Annotated in this window: 19 protein-coding genes, 1 other RNA gene and 1 pseudogene; 11 read left to right on the top strand and 10 right to left on the bottom strand. The window is 53.3% G+C overall.

Annotated features, from left to right (window positions below):
• Window positions 1-4 precede the first annotated feature (4 nt).
• An RNA gene (rprA, locus tag O1723_RS12325) (antisense sRNA RprA) lies at window positions 5-112 on the bottom strand.
• Between the two features lie 70 nt (window positions 113-182).
• Here rprA and O1723_RS12320 point away from each other — a divergent pair.
• Window positions 183-880, top strand: a protein-coding gene (locus O1723_RS12320) for an IS1-like element IS1A family transposase (RefSeq protein WP_223826526.1) whose coding sequence is annotated in 2 segments (ribosomal slippage) — window positions 183-432 and window positions 432-880 — 699 coding nt in all. Because the reading frame shifts where the segments join, the coding sequence is not laid out codon by codon here.
• 218 nt (window positions 881-1,098) lie between these two features.
• On the opposite strand, the gene ydiK is transcribed toward O1723_RS12320, so the two are convergent.
• A complete protein-coding gene (ydiK, locus tag O1723_RS12315; RefSeq protein WP_014883514.1) occupies window positions 1,099-2,214 on the bottom strand; it encodes an AI-2E family transporter YdiK in 1,116 nt (371 codons plus the stop codon).
• A 200-nt stretch (window positions 2,215-2,414) separates the two neighbouring features.
• On the opposite strand from ydiK, the gene ydiJ reads away from it, so the two are divergent.
• The 3 genes from ydiJ to O1723_RS12300 all read left to right on the top strand — a co-directional run bounded on the left by ydiJ (window position 2,415) and on the right by O1723_RS12300 (window position 6,158).
• Window positions 2,415-5,471: a D-2-hydroxyglutarate dehydrogenase YdiJ gene (gene ydiJ / locus O1723_RS12310; protein ID WP_023337164.1), complete on the top strand. Its 3,057-nt coding sequence runs from the start codon at window positions 2,415-2,417 to the stop codon at window positions 5,469-5,471.
• Window positions 5,468-5,878, top strand: coding sequence for a 1,4-dihydroxy-2-naphthoyl-CoA hydrolase (gene menI, locus O1723_RS12305; protein WP_014883516.1), 411 nt, complete (start codon window positions 5,468-5,470; stop codon window positions 5,876-5,878). Before ydiJ ends, menI begins: the two co-directional genes overlap by 4 nt.
• Before the next feature lie 85 nt (window positions 5,879-5,963).
• Complete coding sequence (locus O1723_RS12300; RefSeq protein WP_003857766.1) at window positions 5,964-6,158, top strand: YdiH family protein; 195 nt, start codon at window positions 5,964-5,966, stop codon at window positions 6,156-6,158.
• A gap of 50 nt (window positions 6,159-6,208) precedes the next feature.
• Here O1723_RS12300 and O1723_RS12295 read toward each other — a convergent pair whose 3' ends face one another.
• Window positions 6,209-6,838, bottom strand: coding sequence for a helix-turn-helix domain-containing protein (locus O1723_RS12295; RefSeq protein ID WP_023332791.1), 630 nt, complete (start codon window positions 6,836-6,838; stop codon window positions 6,209-6,211).
• A 69-nt stretch (window positions 6,839-6,907) separates the two neighbouring features.
• Entirely contained in the window at window positions 6,908-7,567 is a 660-nt protein-coding gene (locus tag O1723_RS12290; RefSeq protein WP_014883518.1) for a helix-turn-helix domain-containing protein, read from the bottom strand.
• Window positions 7,568-7,985: 418 nt separating this feature from the next.
• Here O1723_RS12290 and O1723_RS12285 point away from each other — a divergent pair, with 418 nt between their 5' ends.
• Window positions 7,986-8,516, top strand: a complete 531-nt coding sequence (locus O1723_RS12285; RefSeq protein ID WP_032645360.1) for a fimbrial protein — start codon at window positions 7,986-7,988, stop codon at window positions 8,514-8,516.
• A gap of 217 nt (window positions 8,517-8,733) precedes the next feature.
• On the opposite strand, the gene O1723_RS12280 is transcribed toward O1723_RS12285, so the two are convergent.
• Entirely contained in the window at window positions 8,734-9,702 is a 969-nt protein-coding gene (locus O1723_RS12280) for an IS5-like element IS903B family transposase (protein ID WP_000654804.1), read from the bottom strand.
• Between O1723_RS12280 and O1723_RS12275 the strand changes: the two genes are divergently transcribed.
• Entirely contained in the window at window positions 9,682-10,338 is a 657-nt protein-coding gene (locus O1723_RS12275) for a fimbrial biogenesis chaperone (RefSeq protein ID WP_248190522.1), read from the top strand. The two genes, O1723_RS12280 and O1723_RS12275, sit on opposite strands and share 21 nt — an antisense overlap.
• 39 nt (window positions 10,339-10,377) lie before the next feature.
• Window positions 10,378-10,728: a FimD/PapC N-terminal domain-containing protein gene (locus O1723_RS12270; RefSeq protein WP_479983830.1), complete on the top strand. Its 351-nt coding sequence runs from the start codon at window positions 10,378-10,380 to the stop codon at window positions 10,726-10,728.
• Here the strand turns inward: O1723_RS12270 and O1723_RS12265 are convergent.
• Window positions 10,663-11,360 (bottom strand): IS1-like element IS1A family transposase gene (locus tag O1723_RS12265; RefSeq protein ID WP_223826526.1). Its coding sequence is split into 2 segments (ribosomal slippage): window positions 10,663-11,111 and window positions 11,111-11,360, totalling 699 coding nucleotides; the frame shifts between segments, so codons are not numbered across the junction. The two genes, O1723_RS12270 and O1723_RS12265, sit on opposite strands and share 66 nt — an antisense overlap.
• Before the next feature lie 67 nt (window positions 11,361-11,427).
• Here O1723_RS12265 and O1723_RS12260 point away from each other — a divergent pair.
• From O1723_RS12260 to O1723_RS12245, 4 genes and pseudogenes are all read left to right on the top strand, one after another.
• Window positions 11,428-13,689, top strand: a pseudogene (locus tag O1723_RS12260) (fimbria/pilus outer membrane usher protein); the annotation flags it as partial.
• 11 nt (window positions 13,690-13,700) lie between these two features.
• The gene (locus tag O1723_RS12255; RefSeq protein WP_038421352.1) at window positions 13,701-14,648 is read left to right on the top strand and encodes a fimbrial protein; all 948 of its coding nucleotides are present in this window, start codon (window positions 13,701-13,703) and stop codon (window positions 14,646-14,648) included.
• Between the two features lie 11 nt (window positions 14,649-14,659).
• A complete protein-coding gene (locus O1723_RS12250) occupies window positions 14,660-15,172 on the top strand; it encodes a fimbrial protein (protein ID WP_023337169.1) in 513 nt (170 codons plus the stop codon).
• Between the two features lies 1 nt (window position 15,173).
• Window positions 15,174-15,815, top strand: a complete 642-nt coding sequence (locus O1723_RS12245; protein ID WP_014883524.1) for a helix-turn-helix transcriptional regulator — start codon at window positions 15,174-15,176, stop codon at window positions 15,813-15,815.
• Window positions 15,816-15,909: 94 nt separating this feature from the next.
• Here the strand turns inward: O1723_RS12245 and fdhF are convergent, their stop codons facing one another.
• The 4 genes from fdhF to ycgZ all read right to left on the bottom strand — a co-directional run bounded on the left by fdhF (window position 15,910) and on the right by ycgZ (window position 19,114).
• On the bottom strand, window positions 15,910-18,060 hold the full coding sequence (fdhF, locus tag O1723_RS12240) for a formate dehydrogenase subunit alpha (protein WP_014883525.1): 2,151 nt from the start codon (window positions 18,058-18,060) through the stop codon (window positions 15,910-15,912).
• A 181-nt stretch (window positions 18,061-18,241) separates the two neighbouring features.
• Window positions 18,242-18,520 (bottom strand): biofilm/acid-resistance regulator YmgB/AriR, encoded by a 279-nt coding sequence (locus O1723_RS12235; protein WP_014883526.1) that lies wholly within the window; start codon window positions 18,518-18,520, stop codon window positions 18,242-18,244.
• 29 nt (window positions 18,521-18,549) lie between these two features.
• Window positions 18,550-18,870 carry a hypothetical protein gene (locus O1723_RS12230; protein WP_248190524.1) on the bottom strand — a complete coding sequence of 107 codons (321 nt, stop codon included), beginning with the start codon at window positions 18,868-18,870 and terminating at the stop codon, window positions 18,550-18,552.
• Window positions 18,871-18,874: 4 nt separating this feature from the next.
• Window positions 18,875-19,114: a regulatory protein YcgZ gene (ycgZ, locus tag O1723_RS12225; protein WP_008500634.1), complete on the bottom strand. Its 240-nt coding sequence runs from the start codon at window positions 19,112-19,114 to the stop codon at window positions 18,875-18,877.
• Window positions 19,115-19,278 lie beyond the last annotated feature (164 nt).

Raw genomic sequence — 19,278 nt, 5'->3', positions numbered from 1 at the left:
CAGGATAAAAAAAAGCCCATCGTGGGAGATGGGCAAAGACTACACACAGCAATTCGTTGTTTCACTCAGGGGATTTCCATGCTTATAAATCAAGGTGTTGATCTATAACCGTGAGCTAATAGTAGGCGGTGATGCTGCCAACTTACTGATTTAGTGTATGATGGTGTTTTTGAGGTGCTCCAGTGGCTTCTGTTTCTATCAGCTGTCCCTCCTGTTCAGCTACTGACGGGGTGTTGCGTAACGGCAAAAGCACTGCCGGACATCAGCGCTATCTCTGCTCTCACTGCCGTAAAACATGGCAACTGCAGTTCACTTACACCGCTTCTCAACCCGGTACGCACCAGAAAATCATTGATATGGCCATGAATGGCGTTGGATGCCGGGCAACCGCCCGCATTATGGGCGTTGGCCTCAACACGATTTTACGTCACTTAAAAAACTCAGGCCGCAGTCGGTAACCTCGCGCATACAGCCGGGCAGTGACGTCATCGTCTGCGCGGAAATGGACGAACAGTGGGGCTATGTCGGGGCTAAATCGCGCCAGCGCTGGCTGTTTTACGCGTATGACAGGCTCCGGAAGACGGTTGTTGCGCACGTATTCGGTGAACGCACTATGGCGACGCTGGGGCGTCTTATGAGCCTGCTGTCACCCTTTGACGTGGTGATATGGATGACGGATGGCTGGCCGCTGTATGAATCCCGCCTGAAGGGAAAGCTGCACGTAATCAGCAAGCGATATACGCAGCGAATTGAGCGGCATAACCTGAATCTGAGGCAGCACCTGGCACGGCTGGGACGGAAGTCGCTGTCGTTCTCAAAATCGGTGGAGCTGCATGACAAAGTCATCGGGCATTATCTGAACATAAAACACTATCAATAAGTTGGAGTCATTACCATAGTAGGCATGTGCGCTTTTAGCGTCGATCAGATTCGTCTCAATAGTTAAAGAGAAGTAAAGATTTCTTGAGGTTTATAGCAGACTTACTGTTGAAAGGGCGGGTCTGACCAGTGTACAACGAATAAATACTTTAGCGGCGTTTAAGTATTATGGGGAAGAATGTAGGCCGGGTAAGCGTTAGCGCCACCCGGCAACAAAACTTAATGCGTGTTCTTCTCTTCCAGCTCTTCCAGTTCGCCCAGAATCACGTCCGGGTCAGTTTCCGGCGGTGGAATTTCATGCACCCAGGCGGAGAACAGACGCCAGGTCACGGCGAGCAGTACCGGGCCAATAAACAGGCCAATCATTCCGAAGGCAATCAACCCACCGATCACCCCGGAGAGGATCAGAATCAGCGGCAGGTCTGCGCCCATGCGGATGAGGATGGGGCGAATCACGTTATCCATGGTGCCGACCACGCAGCTCCACACCAGCAGAACCGTTCCCCACGTGGTGTCACCTGTCCAGTAAAGCCAGATGATGCTGGGAACCAGCACCAGTAAGGGGCCCAGTTGCGCAAGACAGGTCATCAGCATGACAACGGTAAAGACGGTCGCGTACGGTACGCCGGAAATCGCCAGGCCGATACCGCCCAGCACCGCCTGTACCAGGGCCGTTACCACCACGCCAAGCGCCACGGCGCGCACAGCCTGTGCCGCCAGCAGCACGGCGGCATCGCCGCGTTTGCCCGCCAGTCGGGTGGCAAAGTGACGCACGCCTAACGCCACCTGCTCGCCGCGCCAGTAGAGCAGGGCGCTGAACAGCAGCATCAGGGTACAGTGCATCATAAAGCGACCAATATGGGCCGCCTGACCCACAAACCAGGTGGTGGTGGTGCCAATATACGGACGCACTTTCGCCATCAGCGCGCTGCCGCCCATCTCCAGCAGGCTGTGCCAGCCGCTATAGAGTTTGGCACCCACAACAGGGATGCTGTTCAGCCAGGCGAGATCCGGCAGCGTCAAATCGCCACTGGTAACGGCACGAATCACCGGACCACTGGAGTCCACAAGGCTATTAACCAGCAAGGCAATCGGAATAATAAACAGCAGGAACAACAGTAGCGTCATCACCAGTACGGCGAGACCGCGACGGCCGAACAGCAGTTTCTGCAAACGCAGCAGCAAAGGCCAGGTAGCCACCACAACGGTTCCGGCCCAGGCGAAGCCGAGAATAAAGGGTTGAACGATCCACAAGCAGGCAATAATCATGAGGGCCAGGAACAGCACCGACAGCAAAATTTGCGCAACATCCCTGGGCTGGCGAACATTGACCATAAATAAAACTTTCCTTAAAAGAACGCCAGTATGGCTGGCGGGAACGGAAAACCGCGTCTCTCTAATCATTAATGATCTCAGCGGTTTTTGACAGGCGGATTTTGCCCGTAATTCTACGAAGCACATAAGAAAAAAATGTGATAAAACTTTCCAGACACAACGCAAACGATTTCACATTACTCTAATTAGGGTCGACAGTAATGATCCCACAGATTTCTCAGGCACCTGGCGTCGTTCAACTGGTGCTTAATTTTTTGCAGGCACTGGAGCAACAGGGTTTTACAGGTGATACCGCCACGAACTATGCCGACAGGCTGACGATGGCCACCGATAACAGTATCTACCAGCTTCTTCCCGATGCCGTCGTTTTCCCTCGTTCAACCGCCGACGTGGCGCTGATTGCCCGGCTGGCCACGCAAGAGCGGTTCGCCTCTCTGGTCTTTACGCCGCGTGGCGGCGGCACCGGGACCAATGGTCAGGCGCTGAACCAGGGCATTATTATTGACATGTCGCGCTATATGAACCGCATCATTGAGATCAATCCTGAAGAGGGATGGGTGCGGGTTGAAGCGGGCGTCATCAAAGATCAGCTAAATCAGTATCTCAAGCCTTACGGTTACTTCTTCGCGCCGGAACTCTCCACCAGTAACCGTGCGACCCTTGGGGGCATGATCAATACCGATGCGTCCGGTCAGGGGTCGCTGGTCTACGGAAAAACCTCCGATCACGTGCTGGGCGTGCGTGCGGTTCTGCTGGGTGGCGATATTCTTGATACCCAGCCGATGCCGGTCGAACTGGCGGAAACGCTGGGTAAAGACAACACCACCATCGGGCGTGTTTATCGCACGGTGCTGGAGCGCTGTCGTGACAACCGCCAGCTGATCCTCGATAAATTCCCCAAACTGAACCGCTTCTTAACGGGCTACGACTTGCGTCACGTCTTTAACGACGATCTGACGCAGTTCGATTTAACCCGGGTGTTGACCGGCTCTGAAGGCACGCTGGCGTTTATCACCGAGGCGCGGCTGGATATCACCCGTTTACCGAAGGTGCGTCGCCTGGTGAACGTCAAATATGACTCCTTCGACTCCGCGCTGCGTAATGCACCGTTTATGGTTGAGGCGCAGGCGCTGTCGGTAGAAACCGTCGACTCTAAAGTGCTGAATCTGGCGCGGGAGGACATTGTCTGGCACTCCGTGCGGGAGCTGATTACCGACGTGCCGGATAAAGAGATGCTGGGTCTCAATATCGTGGAGTTTGCTGGCGATGACGCGGAACTGATTGAGAGCCAGGTGACGACGCTCTGCCAGCGTCTGGATGATCTTATTGCGCAGGGTGAAGGCGGCGTGATTGGCTGGCAGCTCTGTAACGATCTGGCCGGTATTGAGCGTATCTATGCGATGCGCAAAAAAGCCGTGGGCCTGCTCGGTAATGCAAAAGGCGCAGCGAAGCCGATTCCGTTTGCCGAAGACACCTGCGTGCCGCCTGAGCATCTGGCGGATTATATCGTTGAGTTTCGCGCGTTGCTGGACAGCCACGGCCTGAGCTACGGCATGTTCGGCCACGTCGATGCCGGGGTGCTGCACGTGCGACCGGCGCTGGACATGTGCGACCCGCAGCAGGAGATCCTGATGAAGCAGATCTCTGACGATGTGGTGGCCTTGACCGCCAAATATGGCGGTCTGCTGTGGGGGGAGCACGGGAAAGGGTTCCGCGCGGAATATAGCCCGGCCTTCTTCGGCGAACAGCTCTATGCGGAATTACGCAAGGTCAAAGCGGCCTTCGACCCGCATAACCGCCTCAATCCCGGAAAGATCTGCCCGCCTGAAGGCGTGGATGCGCCAATGCTGCAGGTGGATGCCGTAAAACGCGGTACCTACGACAGGCAGATCCCAATTGCGGTACGTGCCTCCTGGCGCGGCGCGTTGGAGTGTAACGGCAATGGCCTGTGCTTTAACTTCGATGTGAAAAGCCCGATGTGTCCGTCGATGAAAATCACCAGCAACCGTATCCATTCTCCGAAAGGGCGGGCGACCCTGGTGCGCGAATGGCTGCGCCTGCTGGCCGATCGCGGCGTTGATCCGCTCAGGCTGGAGCAGCAGATACCGGAAAAACGGGCCAGCCTGCGCTCGCTGATGGAGCGCACCCGCAATAGCTGGCATGCCAGTAAGGGCGAGTATGATTTCTCCCATGAGGTGAAAGAGGCGATGTCCGGCTGTCTGGCCTGTAAAGCCTGCTCGACGCAATGCCCGATTAAGATCGATGTGCCGGAATTCCGCTCGCGCTTCCTGCAGCTCTACCACACGCGCTATCTGCGCCCGGTGCGAGACCATCTGGTGGCAACCGTGGAAAGTTACGCACCGCTGATGGCGCGCGCGCCTAAGACCTTTAACTTCTTTATCAACCAGCCGCTGGTGCGCAAGCTCTCCGAAAAGCATATCGGTATGGTCGATCTGCCGCTGCTGTCGGTGCCGTCTCTGCAGCGCCAGCTTGTCGGGCATCGCTCGGCAAACATGACCCTGGAACAGCTTGAGGCGCTCACCCCCGAGCAAAAAGCGAATGTCGTGCTGGTGGTGCAGGATCCGTTCACCAGCTACTACGACGCCCAGGTGGTCGCGGACTTCATCCGCCTGACCGAAAAACTGGGGTATCAGCCCGTGGTTCTGCCGTTCTCGCCCAACGGCAAGGCGCAGCACATTAAAGGCTTCCTGACGCGTTTTGCGAAGACCGCGCGGAAAACCGCTGACTTCTTAAACCGTGTGGCGCAACTGGGTATACCCATGGTCGGCGTCGATCCGGCGCTGGTGCTTTGCTATCGCGATGAATATAAACAGACGCTGGGTGATAAGCGCGGCGAATTCCACGTCATGCTGGTGCATGAGTGGCTGCCGGCAGCCCTGGAAGCGCGCGCGATTCAGGATGTCAGCGGTGAACCGTGGTATCTGTTCGGCCACTGCACGGAAGTGACGGCGCTGCCCGGCGCCCCGGCGCAATGGGCATCCATTTTTGCCCGGTTCGGGGCGAAGCTGGAGAGCGTTAACGTGGGCTGCTGTGGGATGGCCGGTACGTACGGTCATGAAGTGAAAAACCACGCCAGTTCGCTCGGCATCTATGAGCTGTCCTGGCACCAGGCCATGCAGCGTTTGCCGCGAAACCGCTGTCTGGCGACGGGCTACTCCTGTCGCAGCCAGGTGAAACGGGTAGAAGGTAACGGCGTACGCCACCCATTACAGGCTTTACTGGAGATAATTGGATGATCTGGAAACGTGCCGTCACGCTGCAGGCGCTGAATGCCATGGGAGAGGGGAATATGGTGGGGCTGCTGGATATCCAGTTTACCCGCATTGGCGACGATGATATTGAGGCCACAATGCCTGTCGATCATCGGACTCATCAGCCGTTTGGTTTATTGCACGGCGGTGCGTCCGTCGTGCTGGCCGAAACGCTGGGCTCGGTTGCAGGGTATCTCTGCACCGAAGGTGAGCAGAAGGTGGTCGGGCTTGAGGTGAATGCTAACCACATTCGCTCAGTGCGCAGCGGACGCGTACGCGGTATTTGCCGCGCGCTCCATGCCGGCAGCCGTCACCAGGTGTGGCAGATTGATATCCTCGATGAGCAGGATCGCCTCTGCTGCTCGTCGCGTCTGACGACGGCGGTCGTGTAAAGTTTTCAGATGAATTGCCTTTGGTCAAAAACTAGCCAGCAGGTTGTGATATACTGGTCAGGATTTGTACATAAGCGAGGACATCATGGATACTGAAATAACCCCAACACAGCTGGCAATTGAATATTTACGTCGCGATAAGAGCAACCTGTCTCCGGCGCAGTACCTGAAAAAGCTGAAACAGCTTGAGCTGGAATTTACAGATTTGCTGGCGCTCTCTTCGAATGAACTGAAAGAAGAGATCTACTTTGCCTGGCGGTTGGGCGTTCACGTCCATTGAGTGAGTGTTGTTGAAAAGGCCGCAATTGCGGCCTTTTTTGTGCCTGACATTCAGTATCTGGCAGGAAGTTTGTTGATTTTAAGGAGACGACCTTCTTCCATTTCGATAAACCCGCCGGTTTTTAAATCGGCCAGAATGCGCATGACCCCGCTTCGGGAGAGCTGGGTTTTCTCCCTGATATACCTTTCCGCCGTCACGCTGCCGCGATAGCTCTCATCTTCCTCCATCAGCTTTATGAGCTGCTGGCGAATCATCTCATACGCCGTCGGTGCCCCCTGAGGCATCACGTTGTTATAAAGACGGCTATAAACAAACATGAGCTGTTTTGAAAGCAGCCCCCACAAGGACTTTTCTTTGATGATGTCATTAACCCGCTCGGCGGTGAGCGTGCCTATCAGGCAAGGGCTTACGGTCTTGAGGTAGTCATTAAAATAAATGTCGGTCAGATTAGCGAGGCCGAAGAGGGCGGGGCTGCGGGCCGTGGAGAGCATCATATCGTCGCTTCTTCTGTAGATAGCGACCGTCCCTTCAAGAATTAAATAGCACATTCCCTGACCATCGATCTGAAGGTCAAGTCGCTCGCCGCGAGCGGTTTGTCGTGTCGTACAATCAGGCAGTAAGTGAGAAATAAGCTCTTGCGCGTAGGGGGAGCCACGTTGAGGCGTTTCTGGAAGGGACATGGTCGCTGCTAACCTTTAAATAAACCTGGCTAAGTATAGCGTCTATCGTCTCTGGCGGCACGGTGGCGGTCAATATTTTCGTGGCAGATGATGAATGTCGAGCAACACGCCACGCTCCATGGTGATGTACTTCCCGGTGCGCAGTTCCGAGAGGATACGCATAATTCCGCTGCGCGAAAGATAGGTCCGGCTTTTGATGTAGGCTGCCGCCGTCGTATTTAACCGGATTGCGTCGGGTTCCTGCATCAGTTCTACAAGCTGGAAGCGGATAATATCGTAGGCCGACATTTGCGATATTTGCGCGCAATGTTCGTAGACCCGCGAGGCGGTATAAATAAGCAGCTTAGAAAAGTGCTCCCATAAATTATGTTGCGACACAATTTGATTGAAGCTCTCCAGCGGCACGCGGGCGATCTCTGCGGTCTCCAGCGCCCGGACATACAGGTGCTCAGAGGAAAACTGACTGCTGACACCGAGAATAAAAGGAGTAGATTCAGAGTTTAAAACAATGCCGTCGCCGCGCCGATGAAGCGCCACGCTTCCCTGGAGAAGCAGAAAGCATTGCCGAATATCATCTTTATAATAATGTACCGTTTCGCCACGGCCGATGATCATTCTGTTGGCCACAGGCAAAACATGTTTAATCAGCGTGTCTATATGGGCGAACGGTTTTAAATCCAGAACTGAGGACTGGTGATTATTCAGTTGGGTGGTTAAACGCGTATTCATAAGATACCTCACAGCGACGCTTTGTATGATCAATTTTTGATCTGCGAAGGGAATTATCTTAAAAATGAACAACTCAGGGAATATTCCCCGCAGGTCTAAAAGTAGACCGGGGGATCTCAGGAGTCTAACGTTCTGAATCACAGGAGAAAGTGTGTCGGGTCTACAATTAGACTCGCTCACTATTCGATAATTTTCTGCTGTGATAAATGTTGTTTTTTCGTTAAATCACAGTCTACAGCTAGACCATCAAAAAGTTGTTTTCAGGAAAATGATTATATAAATTTTATCCAGTCAGTCAGAAAGACCTTATGCCATCGATTGGGAAATAAAAGAATGTTAACTGGTTCTTTTATCGGCTTTCTGCTACGTGAATTTCAATAATAAATAAAGTTATCCAGTAAACAGGAACATGATGATTATGAAAAAGAATATTATTTTAGCAATGGTAGCGGCAGGTTCCGCCTTAATGATGGGCAATGCCTTTGCGGCTGCGGGCACCGTAAACTTTAATGGCAACATCCTGGATTCAGCCTGCGATGTTGCGGTGGCCTCTCAAAACCAGGTGGTGGTATTAGGTGATTATTATAAAACAGAATTTCCAACCACCGGTTCAAGAACGGCGGCAACGAAATTCAATATTATTCTGAAGAATTGCCCGGTAACCGTGACCAGTGCCAAAGTCCGTTTTGACGGCACGCCCGATATGACCAATACGGATCTGCTGGCGATTGATACGTCCGTCGCCGGTGCCGCAACCGGGGTTGCCATCAATTTGATGACTGCTGATAAAGCCGACCTGCCGCTGCATAGCAGCAATAGCTACAACTATTCGTTAAGCAGCAGTGCTGACAATACGTTGGATTTCTATGCGCAGTATATTTCAACGGCGGCAGCGGTAACATCCGGTCCTGCAAACTCCGTCGCTAACTTCTCTGTTGTTTATAACTAATTACTCAGCAGCAAAAAGTCCGCTCCGCAAGGTGTTGTCTGGGGGCAGGTGTTGCCCCCTTGTATCAAGAGGTTCAAAATGAATGTTATTAGCAAAGCCCTGCTGAGCGCGGCTGTTATTATGGCGTCGCTGTCACAGGCTTCTGCCGGGGTTATTATTGGGGCTTTGTTGAATAAATCAGATTTCGGGTAAGTCTCCCCCGTAGCGGGTTGTGTTTTCAGGCAATACGCACGCTTTCAGGCATACCTGCTTTCGTCATTTTGTTCAGCGCTCGTACCAGGGCCATAGCCTCTGCAACCTGACCATCGTAGTCACGCAGTGTCAGTGAACCCCCGAACAGCTGTTTTACCCGGTACATCGCCGTTTCCGCTATCGAGCGACGGTTGTAATCTGTTGTCCATTTCCACCGCGCATTACTCCCGGTCATTCGCTGATTAGCCACTGCACGGTTACGGTCTGCATATTCACCGGGCCAGTAACCCGCACCTTTTCGGGGAGGGATAAGCGCGCTGATTTTCTTACGCCGCAGTTCATCGTGACATAGCCGGGTATCGTAAGCGCCATCGGCGGCGGCTGACCTGATTTTCCGGTGGGTTTGCCGGATTAACCCGGGGAAGGCCTCTGAGTCCGTAACGTTGTTCAGCGACAGGTCAGCGCAGATGATTTCATGTGTTTTACTGTCAACGGCGAGATGCAGCTTACGCCAGATACGGCGGCGTTCCTGGCCATGCTTTTTGACTTTCCACTCGCCTTCACCGAAGACCTTCAGCCCGGTGGAATCAATTACCAGGTGTGCGATTTCACCCCGGGTGGGCGTTTTGAAACTGACATTAACCGACTTTGCCCGCCTGCTGACACAGCTGTAATCCGGGCAGCGTAGCGGAACGTTCATCAGAGAAAAAATGGAATCAATAAAGCCCTGCGCAGCGCGCAGGGTCAGCCTGAATACGCGTTTAATGACCAGCACAGTCGTGATGGCAAGGTCAGAATAGCGCTGAGGTCTGCCTCGTGAAGAAGGTGTTGCTGACTCATACCAGGCCTGAATAGCTTCATCATCCAGCCAGAAAGTTATGGAGCCACGGTTGATGAGGGCTTTATTGTAGGTGGGCCAGTTGGTGATTTTGAACTTTTGCTTTGCCACGGAACGGTCTGCGTTGTCGGGAAGATGCGTGATCTGATCCTTCAACTCAGCAAAAGTTCGATTTATTCAACAAAGCCTATTATTGGCGGTACCCGCGTTATTTTTGATGGTGGAAAAAAAGAAGCCTCCATCAGCATCAATAATGCGGATGAAGCCCCTTACTTAATCCAGTCCTGGATTGAGATGCCAGAAGGTAATGCTAATAAATCGCCTTTTATCATCACCCCACCGCTCTACAGGCTTAACGGTGGTCAGCAGAATATTGAACGTATTTTGCTCACCGGCTCGTTGCCGCAAGATAAGGAAAGTCTGTTCTGGCTGAACATTAAAGCGATACCGTCAGCCACGAAACAGGTTAATTCATTGCAGATTGCCGTGAAGACACGCATCAAGCTTATTTATCGTCCGGAAAAGCTGAAGGCGTCAACGCCGGAGGAACAGGTAAATAAATTAACCTGGTCCCGCAGCGGAAATAAAATCCAGGTCTCTAATCCTACACCCTATGTCATTAACTTTAATGACATAAACGTCGGGGGTAAAAAACTGGAGGAGGCCTCATGGGTGGCGCCGGGCGCAGTGGCTGCATTTAGCTTACCGCCCGGCATTTCTGGCAATCAGATCCAGTTCAGCGTGATTAACGATTATGGCAGCCCGGGAATAAGACACCAGGCCAGTTTTTAATAGTTGAAAAACGGGCGCTCTCATTAGTGGGTCAGGTTTATGATGATGGCAACGAAAAATATAAAAATGCAACCCGCGCGTCTGGCTGTTTATATCACCTTCGCGCTGACGCATGCTGTATCTGTGGCGCATGCCCGGGAAACCTTTAACGCCGAGCTGGTGGAGCTGGATAATCCCGGGATGGCAAAAGCCGATTTATCTGCGTTTGAATCCGGTTCGCAGGCACCAGGGAAATACCATGTTGATATCATTCTTGACGACCAGCTTATTGAGACGGGCGATATTGATTTTATTGCAGTAAACGATGAGGGTAATGACTCCAACTTATTGATAGTGTTTTATGTTCAGATAATGCCCGATGACTTTGTCATGCAGCTCCACCGATTTTGAGAACGACAGCGACTTCCGTCCCAGCCGTGCCAGGTGCTGCCTCAGATTCAGGTTATGCCGCTCAATTCGCTGCGTATATCGCTTGCTGATTACGTGCAGCTTTCCCTTCAGGCGGGATTCATACAGCGGCCAGCCATCCGTCATCCATATCACCACGTCAAAGGGTGACAGCAGGCTCATAAGACGCCCCAGCGTCGCCATAGTGCGTTCACCGAATACGTGCGCAACAACCGTCTTCCGGAGCCTGTCATACGCGTAAAACAGCCAGCGCTGGCGCGATTTAGCCCCGACATAGCCCCACTGTTCGTCCATTTCCGCGCAGACGATGACGTCACTGCCCGGCTGTATGCGCGAGGTTACCGACTGCGGCCTGAGTTTTTTAAGTGACGTAAAATCGTGTTGAGGCCAACGCCCATAATGCGGGCGGTTGCCCGGCATCCAACGCCATTCATGGCCATATCAATGATTTTCTGGTGCGTACCGGGTTGAGAAGCGGTGTAAGTGAACTGCAGTTGCCATGTTTTACGGCAGTGAGAGCAGAGATAGCGCTGATGTCCGGCAGTGCTTTTGCCGTTACGCAACACCCCGTCAGTAGCTGAACAGGAGGGACAGCTGATAGAAACAGAAGCCACTGGAGCACCTCAAAAACACCATCATACACTAAATCAGTAAGTTGGCAGCATCACCAACGATGAGAAGGGAAATGACAGCCTGCTGCCTTGCCTGAGTATTGCACAGCTAAAAAGCTGGGGCGTCAAAACCGCACTGTTCCCCGGCCTGACGAGCGAAACGACATCCTGTGTCAACCTGCAGGCAATCCCGCATGCCAGTACCGATTTTCAGTTCGGCGCGCAGCGGCTGGTCATCAGTATTCCTCAGGCCGCGATCGATCTGCCTGCACGAGGGTATGTTTCCCCGGAACAATGGGATGAAGGGATCACCGCCGCGATGCTCAACTACAGCCTGAGCGGGGCGAACAGCCGGGCAAAACAGGCCGGCATTAAGAACAGTAACAGTCAATACGCCAACTTACGCCCGGGCATTAACGTTGGGCCGTGGCGGCTGCGCAACTACACCACCTGGTCGCGGGATGAGACGGGCCAGGACACGTGGGATACCGTCTACACCTACGCACAGCGGGCCATTATATCGCTCAACGCACAGCTCACCCTGGGCGATAGCGCCGCGCCCGCAGACGTGTTCGACAGTATGCCGTTTCGCGGCGGACAACTGGCTTCCGACGACGACATGCTGCCGGATTCGCTGAAAGGCTATGCACCCGTAGTTCGCGGTATCGCGCGGACCAATGCCCAGGTGGTGGTGCGGCAAAATGGCTATCAGATTTATCAGACCTATGTTGCGCCTGGTGCATTTGAAATTACGGATATGTACCCCACGGGCGGCGCGGGCGATCTGGATGTCACCATTAAGGAATCTGACGGCAGTGAGCAACATTTCACTCTACCGTATGCCTCGTTGCCGGTATTGCAGCGCGAGGGGCGCCTGAAATATGCGCTGACCGGGGGCCAGTACCGCTCTTATAACCATAACGTTGATAAGACGCCGTTTGGGCAAATCACCGGGATCTATGGTCTTTCGCGGGGCGTCACGCTCTACGGTGGGTTGCAGGCGTCGAGCAAATACCAGTCTGTCGCAGCCGGGCTCGGGAAAAACATGGGCGATTTGGGTGCGATTTCTGCGGACGTGACCCAGGCCTGGTCCACCCCGCAGGACGGCAAAAAATCCAACGGGCAATCCTGGCGCGCGCGTTACAGCAAGAACTTTGTGGGGACCGGAACCCAGTTTTCGATTGCAGGCTACCGCTACTCGACCCGCGGTTACTACGGCATGCAGGAGATCCTCGATTCCTGGGGTGACAGCACTGCGCTTCAGGACCGGCGTCGCAACCGGGCCGAACTGACGATGAGCCAGACGTTAGGCAACAATCTGGGTTCGCTGACCCTGAGCGCGGCCCGTGAAGACTACTGGAATTCGGGTAAAACGATGGCGTCATACAGCCTGGGTTACAACAACTACTGGGACAACATCAGTTACGGACTGACCTGGACTTACAGTAAAAACGGCAGTGCGGGTTCTTATGATGGTAATAAACGATACGACAGCGATCGGCTCGTGGCTTTCAACGTCAGTATTCCCCTTGAGAAATTTTTGCCGCAAACCTGGGCTAACTATGGCGTGAGCGCCAGTCAGCATAACGGCACCACACACAACATCGGTCTGAACGGGGTGGCGCTGGAAAACCATGCGCTGAACTGGAACGTGCAGCAGGGGTACGGGTCGGATGGCGTGGGCTACACGGGCAACCTGAATGGTGATTATAAAGGAACCTACGCTGAACTGACGGCGGGCTACAGCTACGACAAAAACAGCGAGAGCCTTAACTATGGCCTGCAGGGAGGCGTTCTCGCTCACCGGGAAGGGATCACCTTCTCACAGCCTCTCGGTGAGACCAATGTGCTGGTTAGCGCCCCGGGTGCGCACGATGTTGATATCCGTAATCAGGCGGGGGTCAAAACGGATTACCGGGGCTATACGGTGGTCAGTAATCTCTCCGTTTACCGTAAAAATGAGATCGCCCTTGCTCCGGAAAGTATGCCGGATGATGTTGAGCTGGAGATTAATACCCGCACAGTGACCCCGACGCGTGGCGCGATCGTGGTGGCTGATTATCAGGCGAAGGTGGGGCGCCGGGTGTTGTTTAATTTAACGCATAACGGCCAATTTGTTCCCTTCGGGGCAATGGCGAGCCTGAACGGTGTCGATAACAGCAGCGTTATTGTTGGCGATAAAGGACAGGTCTATCTCACCGGTCTGGATGCGCGGGGAACCGTCATTGTGACCTGGGGTACGGAAAGCGACCGGCAATGCCGCGCACCGTTCGTCCTCCCTCCGCCATCATCGGCAGGCGGAATTACCGAACTCAACGTCAATTGTCTTTAGGGTTTTTTAAAATGCGCTTAATTACGATGATATTTCTGCTGTGTATCGCAGCAGGCTGGAGCAGTGCCCATGCAGGCACCTGCACGACGATTACGCCCCAGGAATCTACGTTGTCCATCGGCACCATTACGGTGCAGCGCGATGTGGCCGTTGGTACCGTTTTATTTTCGCGTAATGCGTCAATCACCAGCGCCTATTTAACGGGATGCACGAGTCCGGTAATGCTGGGATTTAGCATGCGATATCTGAATGCAACCCAGAGCGCTTTCGGAAATCACGTCTATGACACAAACGTAAGTGGAATTGGTATTCGTTTTTCATCTGGGGGATATTTTGAAAATCCGACCAATACCTTTTCCTATACCGCGCAGGCCAGCTATGTCGAATGGTGGGGCGGTAAAATAGAACTTATCGTGACCGGACCGGTCGCGTCAGGTTCACTCACGCCGGGAGTACTGGGCGTGGTGATGCTGCAGGGGAGCGATGGCATTTACCGTGATGCTCTGACGACCACGCTGCTGGGGGGAACGGTTAACGTGCTGGCCTGCAGCATCACCACCCCGCAGCTGACGTTCCCTATCGGCGATATTTCTGCGGCGACGTTTGGCTCGACGGTGGGCACCACACCGGCGGGCGCCCGGAATACGCAAAATCTTGGACTTAACTCAGATCCTGGCGCCAACGTGAATGTTTCGATCAGCGGTATTCAGAACCCGGACGTTGCGACGACGAGCGTGCTGGCACTTACGGGGCAAGGGAATACCGGCACGGCGAAAGGGGTTGGCGTTCAGTTGCTCTATAACGGCACGCCGCTGGCGTTAAATACGCGCCTGCCGTTAACCGTTGCCGCGGGCGGTCAGCAGACATTTCCGTTAACGGCGCGTTATTACCAGACAAAAACGACGGTTGAGCCCGGCACGGCCAATGCCTCTGCGACCTTAAATTTGACGTATCAGTGATGGATAAAGCGATGAATATTTTGCGCACGGCCGCGCTCGCCGCCACAGTAATAAGCAGCAATATCTTTGCGGCGGACAGCGTTAATGTCAGCGTTACCGGCAATATTATTGCAGCTCCGTGTATATTTAATGGAGGGAATGCCAGTCTGAATATTAATCTTGGCAATATACAGGCATCAAATATGGCTACGCCGGGATCTTCATCCGATCCTATGCCCTTTAACCTGTTATTTACCCAGTGCCCGACGGGGACGCGCAGCGTGACGGTCTCCTTTACCGGCACTCCCGATCCGGATGCGGGAGCGGATTATTACATGAACAGCGGTTCGGCCACGCACGTTGCGATTGCGATGAGTGAGGCCGCGACAGGCGTGCTGAAAGGAACGGGTGCAAGCCTCACTCAACCTGTTTCAGCAGACAGAACGGCAACGATAGCCATGCTGGCATCGGTCAGATCCTTCACCGGCGGTGCGACGCCGGGGAGCATCAGTGCCGTCGTGGTCATGACGATGCAGTACAACTGATATGCTGAATATTGTGATTAAAGAGACCGACGCATTTTTCAGAGCGGGATTGCAGTGTTTTCTTGAGGATTTCTTCTTTCATAATTTCAAACATCTGCTTCACTTTGACGGCGAACTTTCTCATGAAAATGTCAGTGCCGCCGATATTATTTTTCTCTCTTTATGTCAGGGGGAAACCCTGACCTGTTATCCTGAATTACAGGCGCGGAAAAAAGGAATTGTGGTTGGGCTGGTGGATGATGAACACCGTTTCTCTACATATCCGTCCTGTTTTCAGGATATGATTTTTATCTCCCGCCGCGCTTCGCTGGACAGGATCACCGAGGCGCTGTTTATCGCATGGTACCGCACACAGCTCTCAAGCTTTCACTGGAGGAAGAGAAGCTGCAGCGAATGCCAGCATAAAATATTATCGCCACAGCAAATTCGCGTTATGGTGAATTTTTACAGAGGATTATCGGTAGGGCAGATCGCGAATAAGCTTAAAACAAGTGATAAAACTATTTTTACCCATAAATATTTGCTGATGCAAAAATTCAACCTGCGCAGTGATTTTGAGCTGGTGGCCTTGATTCACAGGATGGTGGAGAAGAATACCCTTGGAAACCGGTTGCGAGACTATCTGACTCACCATCATGGTTAACCAGTATTCCCAATATCATACCAGGGGCGCAATAGTGTCATTCATTATCGCGCCCCTGTTTCTGCGAATTACAAAACCGTTAAGCCTCTTTTCCTTACACGTTCACGGCATTGATCAACCGCGTTTTCATCGTCTGGTAAGACGATGCCGCAAAATCCTCCGCCCAGCGCTGGTCCTCAATGGCTTCCAGCGTTACCGCGCAGTACTTGGTTTCCGGCGTTTTAGAGACAGGGTCAAGGTTGTCCTGCGTTAACTCGTTGCAGGCGCCAATCCACCACTGGTAGGTCATATAGACCGCACCGGCGTTGATACGCTCACTGATGCTGGCGCGGGTGATGACCTTGCCCCTGCGTGAACGAACCCACACCAGCTGGCCGTCACGGATGCCCAGCTTATCCGCATCGGCTGGATGCATCTGTACCCGGCCAGGTTCGTCGGCCAGGCTTTGCAGCGCGGCGCAGTTCCCGGTCATTGATCGGCACGAATAATGTCCCACTTCACGCACCGTGCAGAGCACAAGAGGGTAGTCATCATCAGGGGTTTCTGCCGGTGCGCGCCACGGTGCAGCAAAGAGCTGCCCCTTGCCGGTTGGGGTGTCGAACTGATTGTCTTTGTACAGGTATGGCGTTCCCGGATGATCCAGCGTCGGGCACGGCCATTGCACGTGGCCCATTTCGCCCATTTTTTCATAGGTCACGCCATAGAAAAGAGGGCACAACGCGCGCATCTCGTCCCAGATCTGCTGGTTATCGTCGTAGTGCATCGGATAGCCCATTTCGGTGGCGAGCAGGCTGATGATCTCCCAGTCACGCTTAACGTTGCCGCTGGCCTGAATGGCCTGGCCAAAACGCTGGAACCCCCGGTCGGCACAGGTAAAGACGCCGCCGTGTTCCCCCCAGGAGGTGGCAGGGAGCAGCACGTCAGCCACTTCCGCCGTTTTGGTCATAAAGATGTCCTGAACCACGACAAAATCGAGAGCGTCAAAACCGCTGCGGACCAGGCCGAGATCGGCTTCCGTCTGGAGCGGATCTTCCCCCATGATGTAATAGGCTTTGACCTTGCCTTCCAGCGCCAGGTGAGGCACTTCGGTAATGCGCGTCCCGACGCGATCGTCCATCTTGTTGACGTCAATTCCCCAGGCATCGGCGAACTTCTGTCTGACGGCGGGATCGGTCACATCCTGATAGCCGGGGAACATATTCGGCAGCACGCCCATGTCACAGGCACCCTGAACATTGTTTTGTCCACGCACGGGACCGACGCCGACGGCAGGACGGCCGAGGTTGCCGGTCAGCAACGCCAGGCTGGAAAGTCCTTTAACCACATCCACAGCCTGACCAAACTGGGTCACGCCCATTCCCCACATCACGGTGGCGGAAGGGGCCGCCGCGAACGTACGCATTGCCTGACGAACGTCACTGGCGGAAATGCCGGTGAGGTGTTCAACCCGCTCTGGGGCATACTCTTTGACCGTCTGCCGATAGGCTTCAAGCCCTTCAGTAAAGCGTGCGACGTAGTTTTTGTCGTACAGCTCCTCTTCCAGCAGCACATAGCCAAAAGCGTTGACCAGCGCCATGTTACTGCCGTTTTTCAACTGCAGATGCTGGTCGGCAATGCGCGCCGTTTCGATGCGGCGCGGATCGCAGACGATGATTTTTGCACCGTTTTCCCGGGCTTTCAGCACGCGACGGGCGACGATAGGGTGGGAGTCTGCGCAGTTGTAGCCAAATACCAGCAGACATTTTGAGTTTTCAATATCGTTGATTGAATTACTCATTGCGCCGTTGCCAAGCGTCTCCTGTAAACCGGCCACGGAAGGGCCGTGACAAACGCGCGCGCAGCAGTCTACGTTGTTCGTGTTCAACACCGCACGGGCAAATTTTTGCATCACGTAGTTGGTTTCATTACCGGTGCCGCGTGATGAACCGGTGGTCATGATCGCGCGCGGACCGAATTGCGCTTTGATACTGCTGAGCTTGTGGGCGGTGTAGCGGATAGCCTCTTCCCAGGTCACGGGGGTGAATGCCTCTCCCTTACGATAACGGATCATCGGTTGGGTCAGGCGGGGAGTGAGCAGACGGGTGTCGTTGAGGAAGTCCCAGCCGTAAAATCCTTTCAGGCACAAGGTCCCCTGGTTTGTGACCCCCTCTGCCGCTTCGGCGCGGAGGATACGGTTATTTTCAACAACAAGGTTTAATTTGCAGCCTGCACCACAGTAAGGGCAGACGCTGGCGATTTTTTTCATCAATAACAGACCTGTTAATAAATGAAGCAAAATGACTGGTAAGCCCAGTCCCGTAAAAGGGATTAAGCAGAAACCATGCCATCTTTAAAGTGCTTGTTTTACAGGGTGTTATGAGGGCGGGGGCGTGTCATCGTCAAATGTTCGTCAGTTTTGACGATGACACGAGAGCAGCGGCTGGGAATTAAAGGTCGTCCATGGTGTAACCCACGACGATTTCAAGCGTCTTACGAATAACATCCGCCTGAACAACATCATGGGTGGCTTCCAGCGTCTGGATGAGCCACAGAATGATGGCTTTATTTGACAGATGGCCTTCGGAAGCCAGAACACAGCGTACTGCAGTAGAAAAAACAGCGGACTCTTCAGCAAAACGATCGCCTGCGTGACGGAAATACTCCGACAGCGCGCTTTCTAAAAAAGCAGAATGGTATTCGGGTTGAAGCTGAATATTTTGTCTCATTTGTTCTCACCGTAGCTGTTAAATTGCAGTCAATGTATTTTTTTGGGATCGGACGGTTTTCCATTTCCAAATAACGGCACTACATTGTCTCGGTTATCATTGAGAGGTCCCTCTCTTGTTATTCGTCCTTGCGCGGTTCTGCGACGTTTTAATGGGAAGCTGTTTGAGCCGATTTCGGCAATCACCTTCACCAGTGTCTCCCGCCGCCGGGGATCCTTTTCATGTATTTTCATATCCCGCAGACGCTGTACAAGAGCCTCAGTGGTGATCGGGCCGTGCTCTTTCAACAGAGAAAGAACGGCTTCCCCAATCAACTGGTCAGTCAGCTTATCTGCGTCACTGCTATTCATAACCTTACCGTTCGAAGAGCAGACCAAGCAGCATGTGATAGTGCTCTTCCTCTTCAGGGCCATCGGCTTTTTCGAGGCGGCTTAACAGCTTGGTACAGAGCGATTTGCGATTAAGGTTTCGCCCGTCGCTCAGGATTTCAACCACAACTTGTCCCAGCGTTTCCTGTTGAGTGGGAAGCGCGGCTTTTTCGAAGTACTGTGCGATCGCTGCTGCGGAATCTGCGACGTAACCTTTCTGCTGCATGTTTCGCTCCTGTAAAATTTTGTAATCAGTAACGTTACATTTAAGGTATACACAATTTCCAAATCTGTACATGAAAAATGTACAGATTTTTAATGAAATTAGGATATATTTTATAAATTACTTATTTTTCAATCTGTTGTGTGTTGTTCATGAAACGGTAACGT

The sequence above is a fragment of the Enterobacter cloacae complex sp. HYC080_NIDB genome (genome assembly GCF_056673325.1).
The sequence above is the reverse complement of the archived record's forward strand: the minus strand, read 5'-3'. Positions and strand labels throughout refer to the sequence as shown.

Excerpts from the sequence above, each read along its gene's own strand:
- ydiK (WP_014883514.1), bottom strand. The coding sequence starts at position 2,214 with ATGGTCAATGTTCGCCAGCCCAGGGATGTTGCGCAAATTTTGCTGTCG.
- ydiJ (WP_023337164.1), top strand. The coding sequence starts at position 2,415 with ATGATCCCACAGATTTCTCAGGCACCTGGCGTCGTTCAACTGGTGCTT.
- menI (WP_014883516.1), top strand. The coding sequence starts at position 5,468 with ATGATCTGGAAACGTGCCGTCACGCTGCAGGCGCTGAATGCCATGGGA.
- O1723_RS12300 (WP_003857766.1), top strand. The coding sequence starts at position 5,964 with ATGGATACTGAAATAACCCCAACACAGCTGGCAATTGAATATTTACGT.
- O1723_RS12295 (WP_023332791.1), bottom strand. The coding sequence starts at position 6,838 with ATGTCCCTTCCAGAAACGCCTCAACGTGGCTCCCCCTACGCGCAAGAG.
- O1723_RS12290 (WP_014883518.1), bottom strand. The coding sequence starts at position 7,567 with ATGAATACGCGTTTAACCACCCAACTGAATAATCACCAGTCCTCAGTT.
- O1723_RS12285 (WP_032645360.1), top strand. The coding sequence starts at position 7,986 with ATGAAAAAGAATATTATTTTAGCAATGGTAGCGGCAGGTTCCGCCTTA.
- O1723_RS12275 (WP_248190522.1), top strand. The coding sequence starts at position 9,682 with ATGCGTGATCTGATCCTTCAACTCAGCAAAAGTTCGATTTATTCAACA.
- O1723_RS12270 (WP_479983830.1), top strand. The coding sequence starts at position 10,378 with ATGATGATGGCAACGAAAAATATAAAAATGCAACCCGCGCGTCTGGCT.
- O1723_RS12255 (WP_038421352.1), top strand. The coding sequence starts at position 13,701 with ATGCGCTTAATTACGATGATATTTCTGCTGTGTATCGCAGCAGGCTGG.
- O1723_RS12250 (WP_023337169.1), top strand. The coding sequence starts at position 14,660 with ATGAATATTTTGCGCACGGCCGCGCTCGCCGCCACAGTAATAAGCAGC.
- O1723_RS12245 (WP_014883524.1), top strand. The coding sequence starts at position 15,174 with ATGCTGAATATTGTGATTAAAGAGACCGACGCATTTTTCAGAGCGGGA.
- fdhF (WP_014883525.1), bottom strand. The coding sequence starts at position 18,060 with ATGAAAAAAATCGCCAGCGTCTGCCCTTACTGTGGTGCAGGCTGCAAA.
- O1723_RS12235 (WP_014883526.1), bottom strand. The coding sequence starts at position 18,520 with ATGAGACAAAATATTCAGCTTCAACCCGAATACCATTCTGCTTTTTTA.
- O1723_RS12230 (WP_248190524.1), bottom strand. The coding sequence starts at position 18,870 with ATGAATAGCAGTGACGCAGATAAGCTGACTGACCAGTTGATTGGGGAA.
- ycgZ (WP_008500634.1), bottom strand. The coding sequence starts at position 19,114 with ATGCAGCAGAAAGGTTACGTCGCAGATTCCGCAGCAGCGATCGCACAG.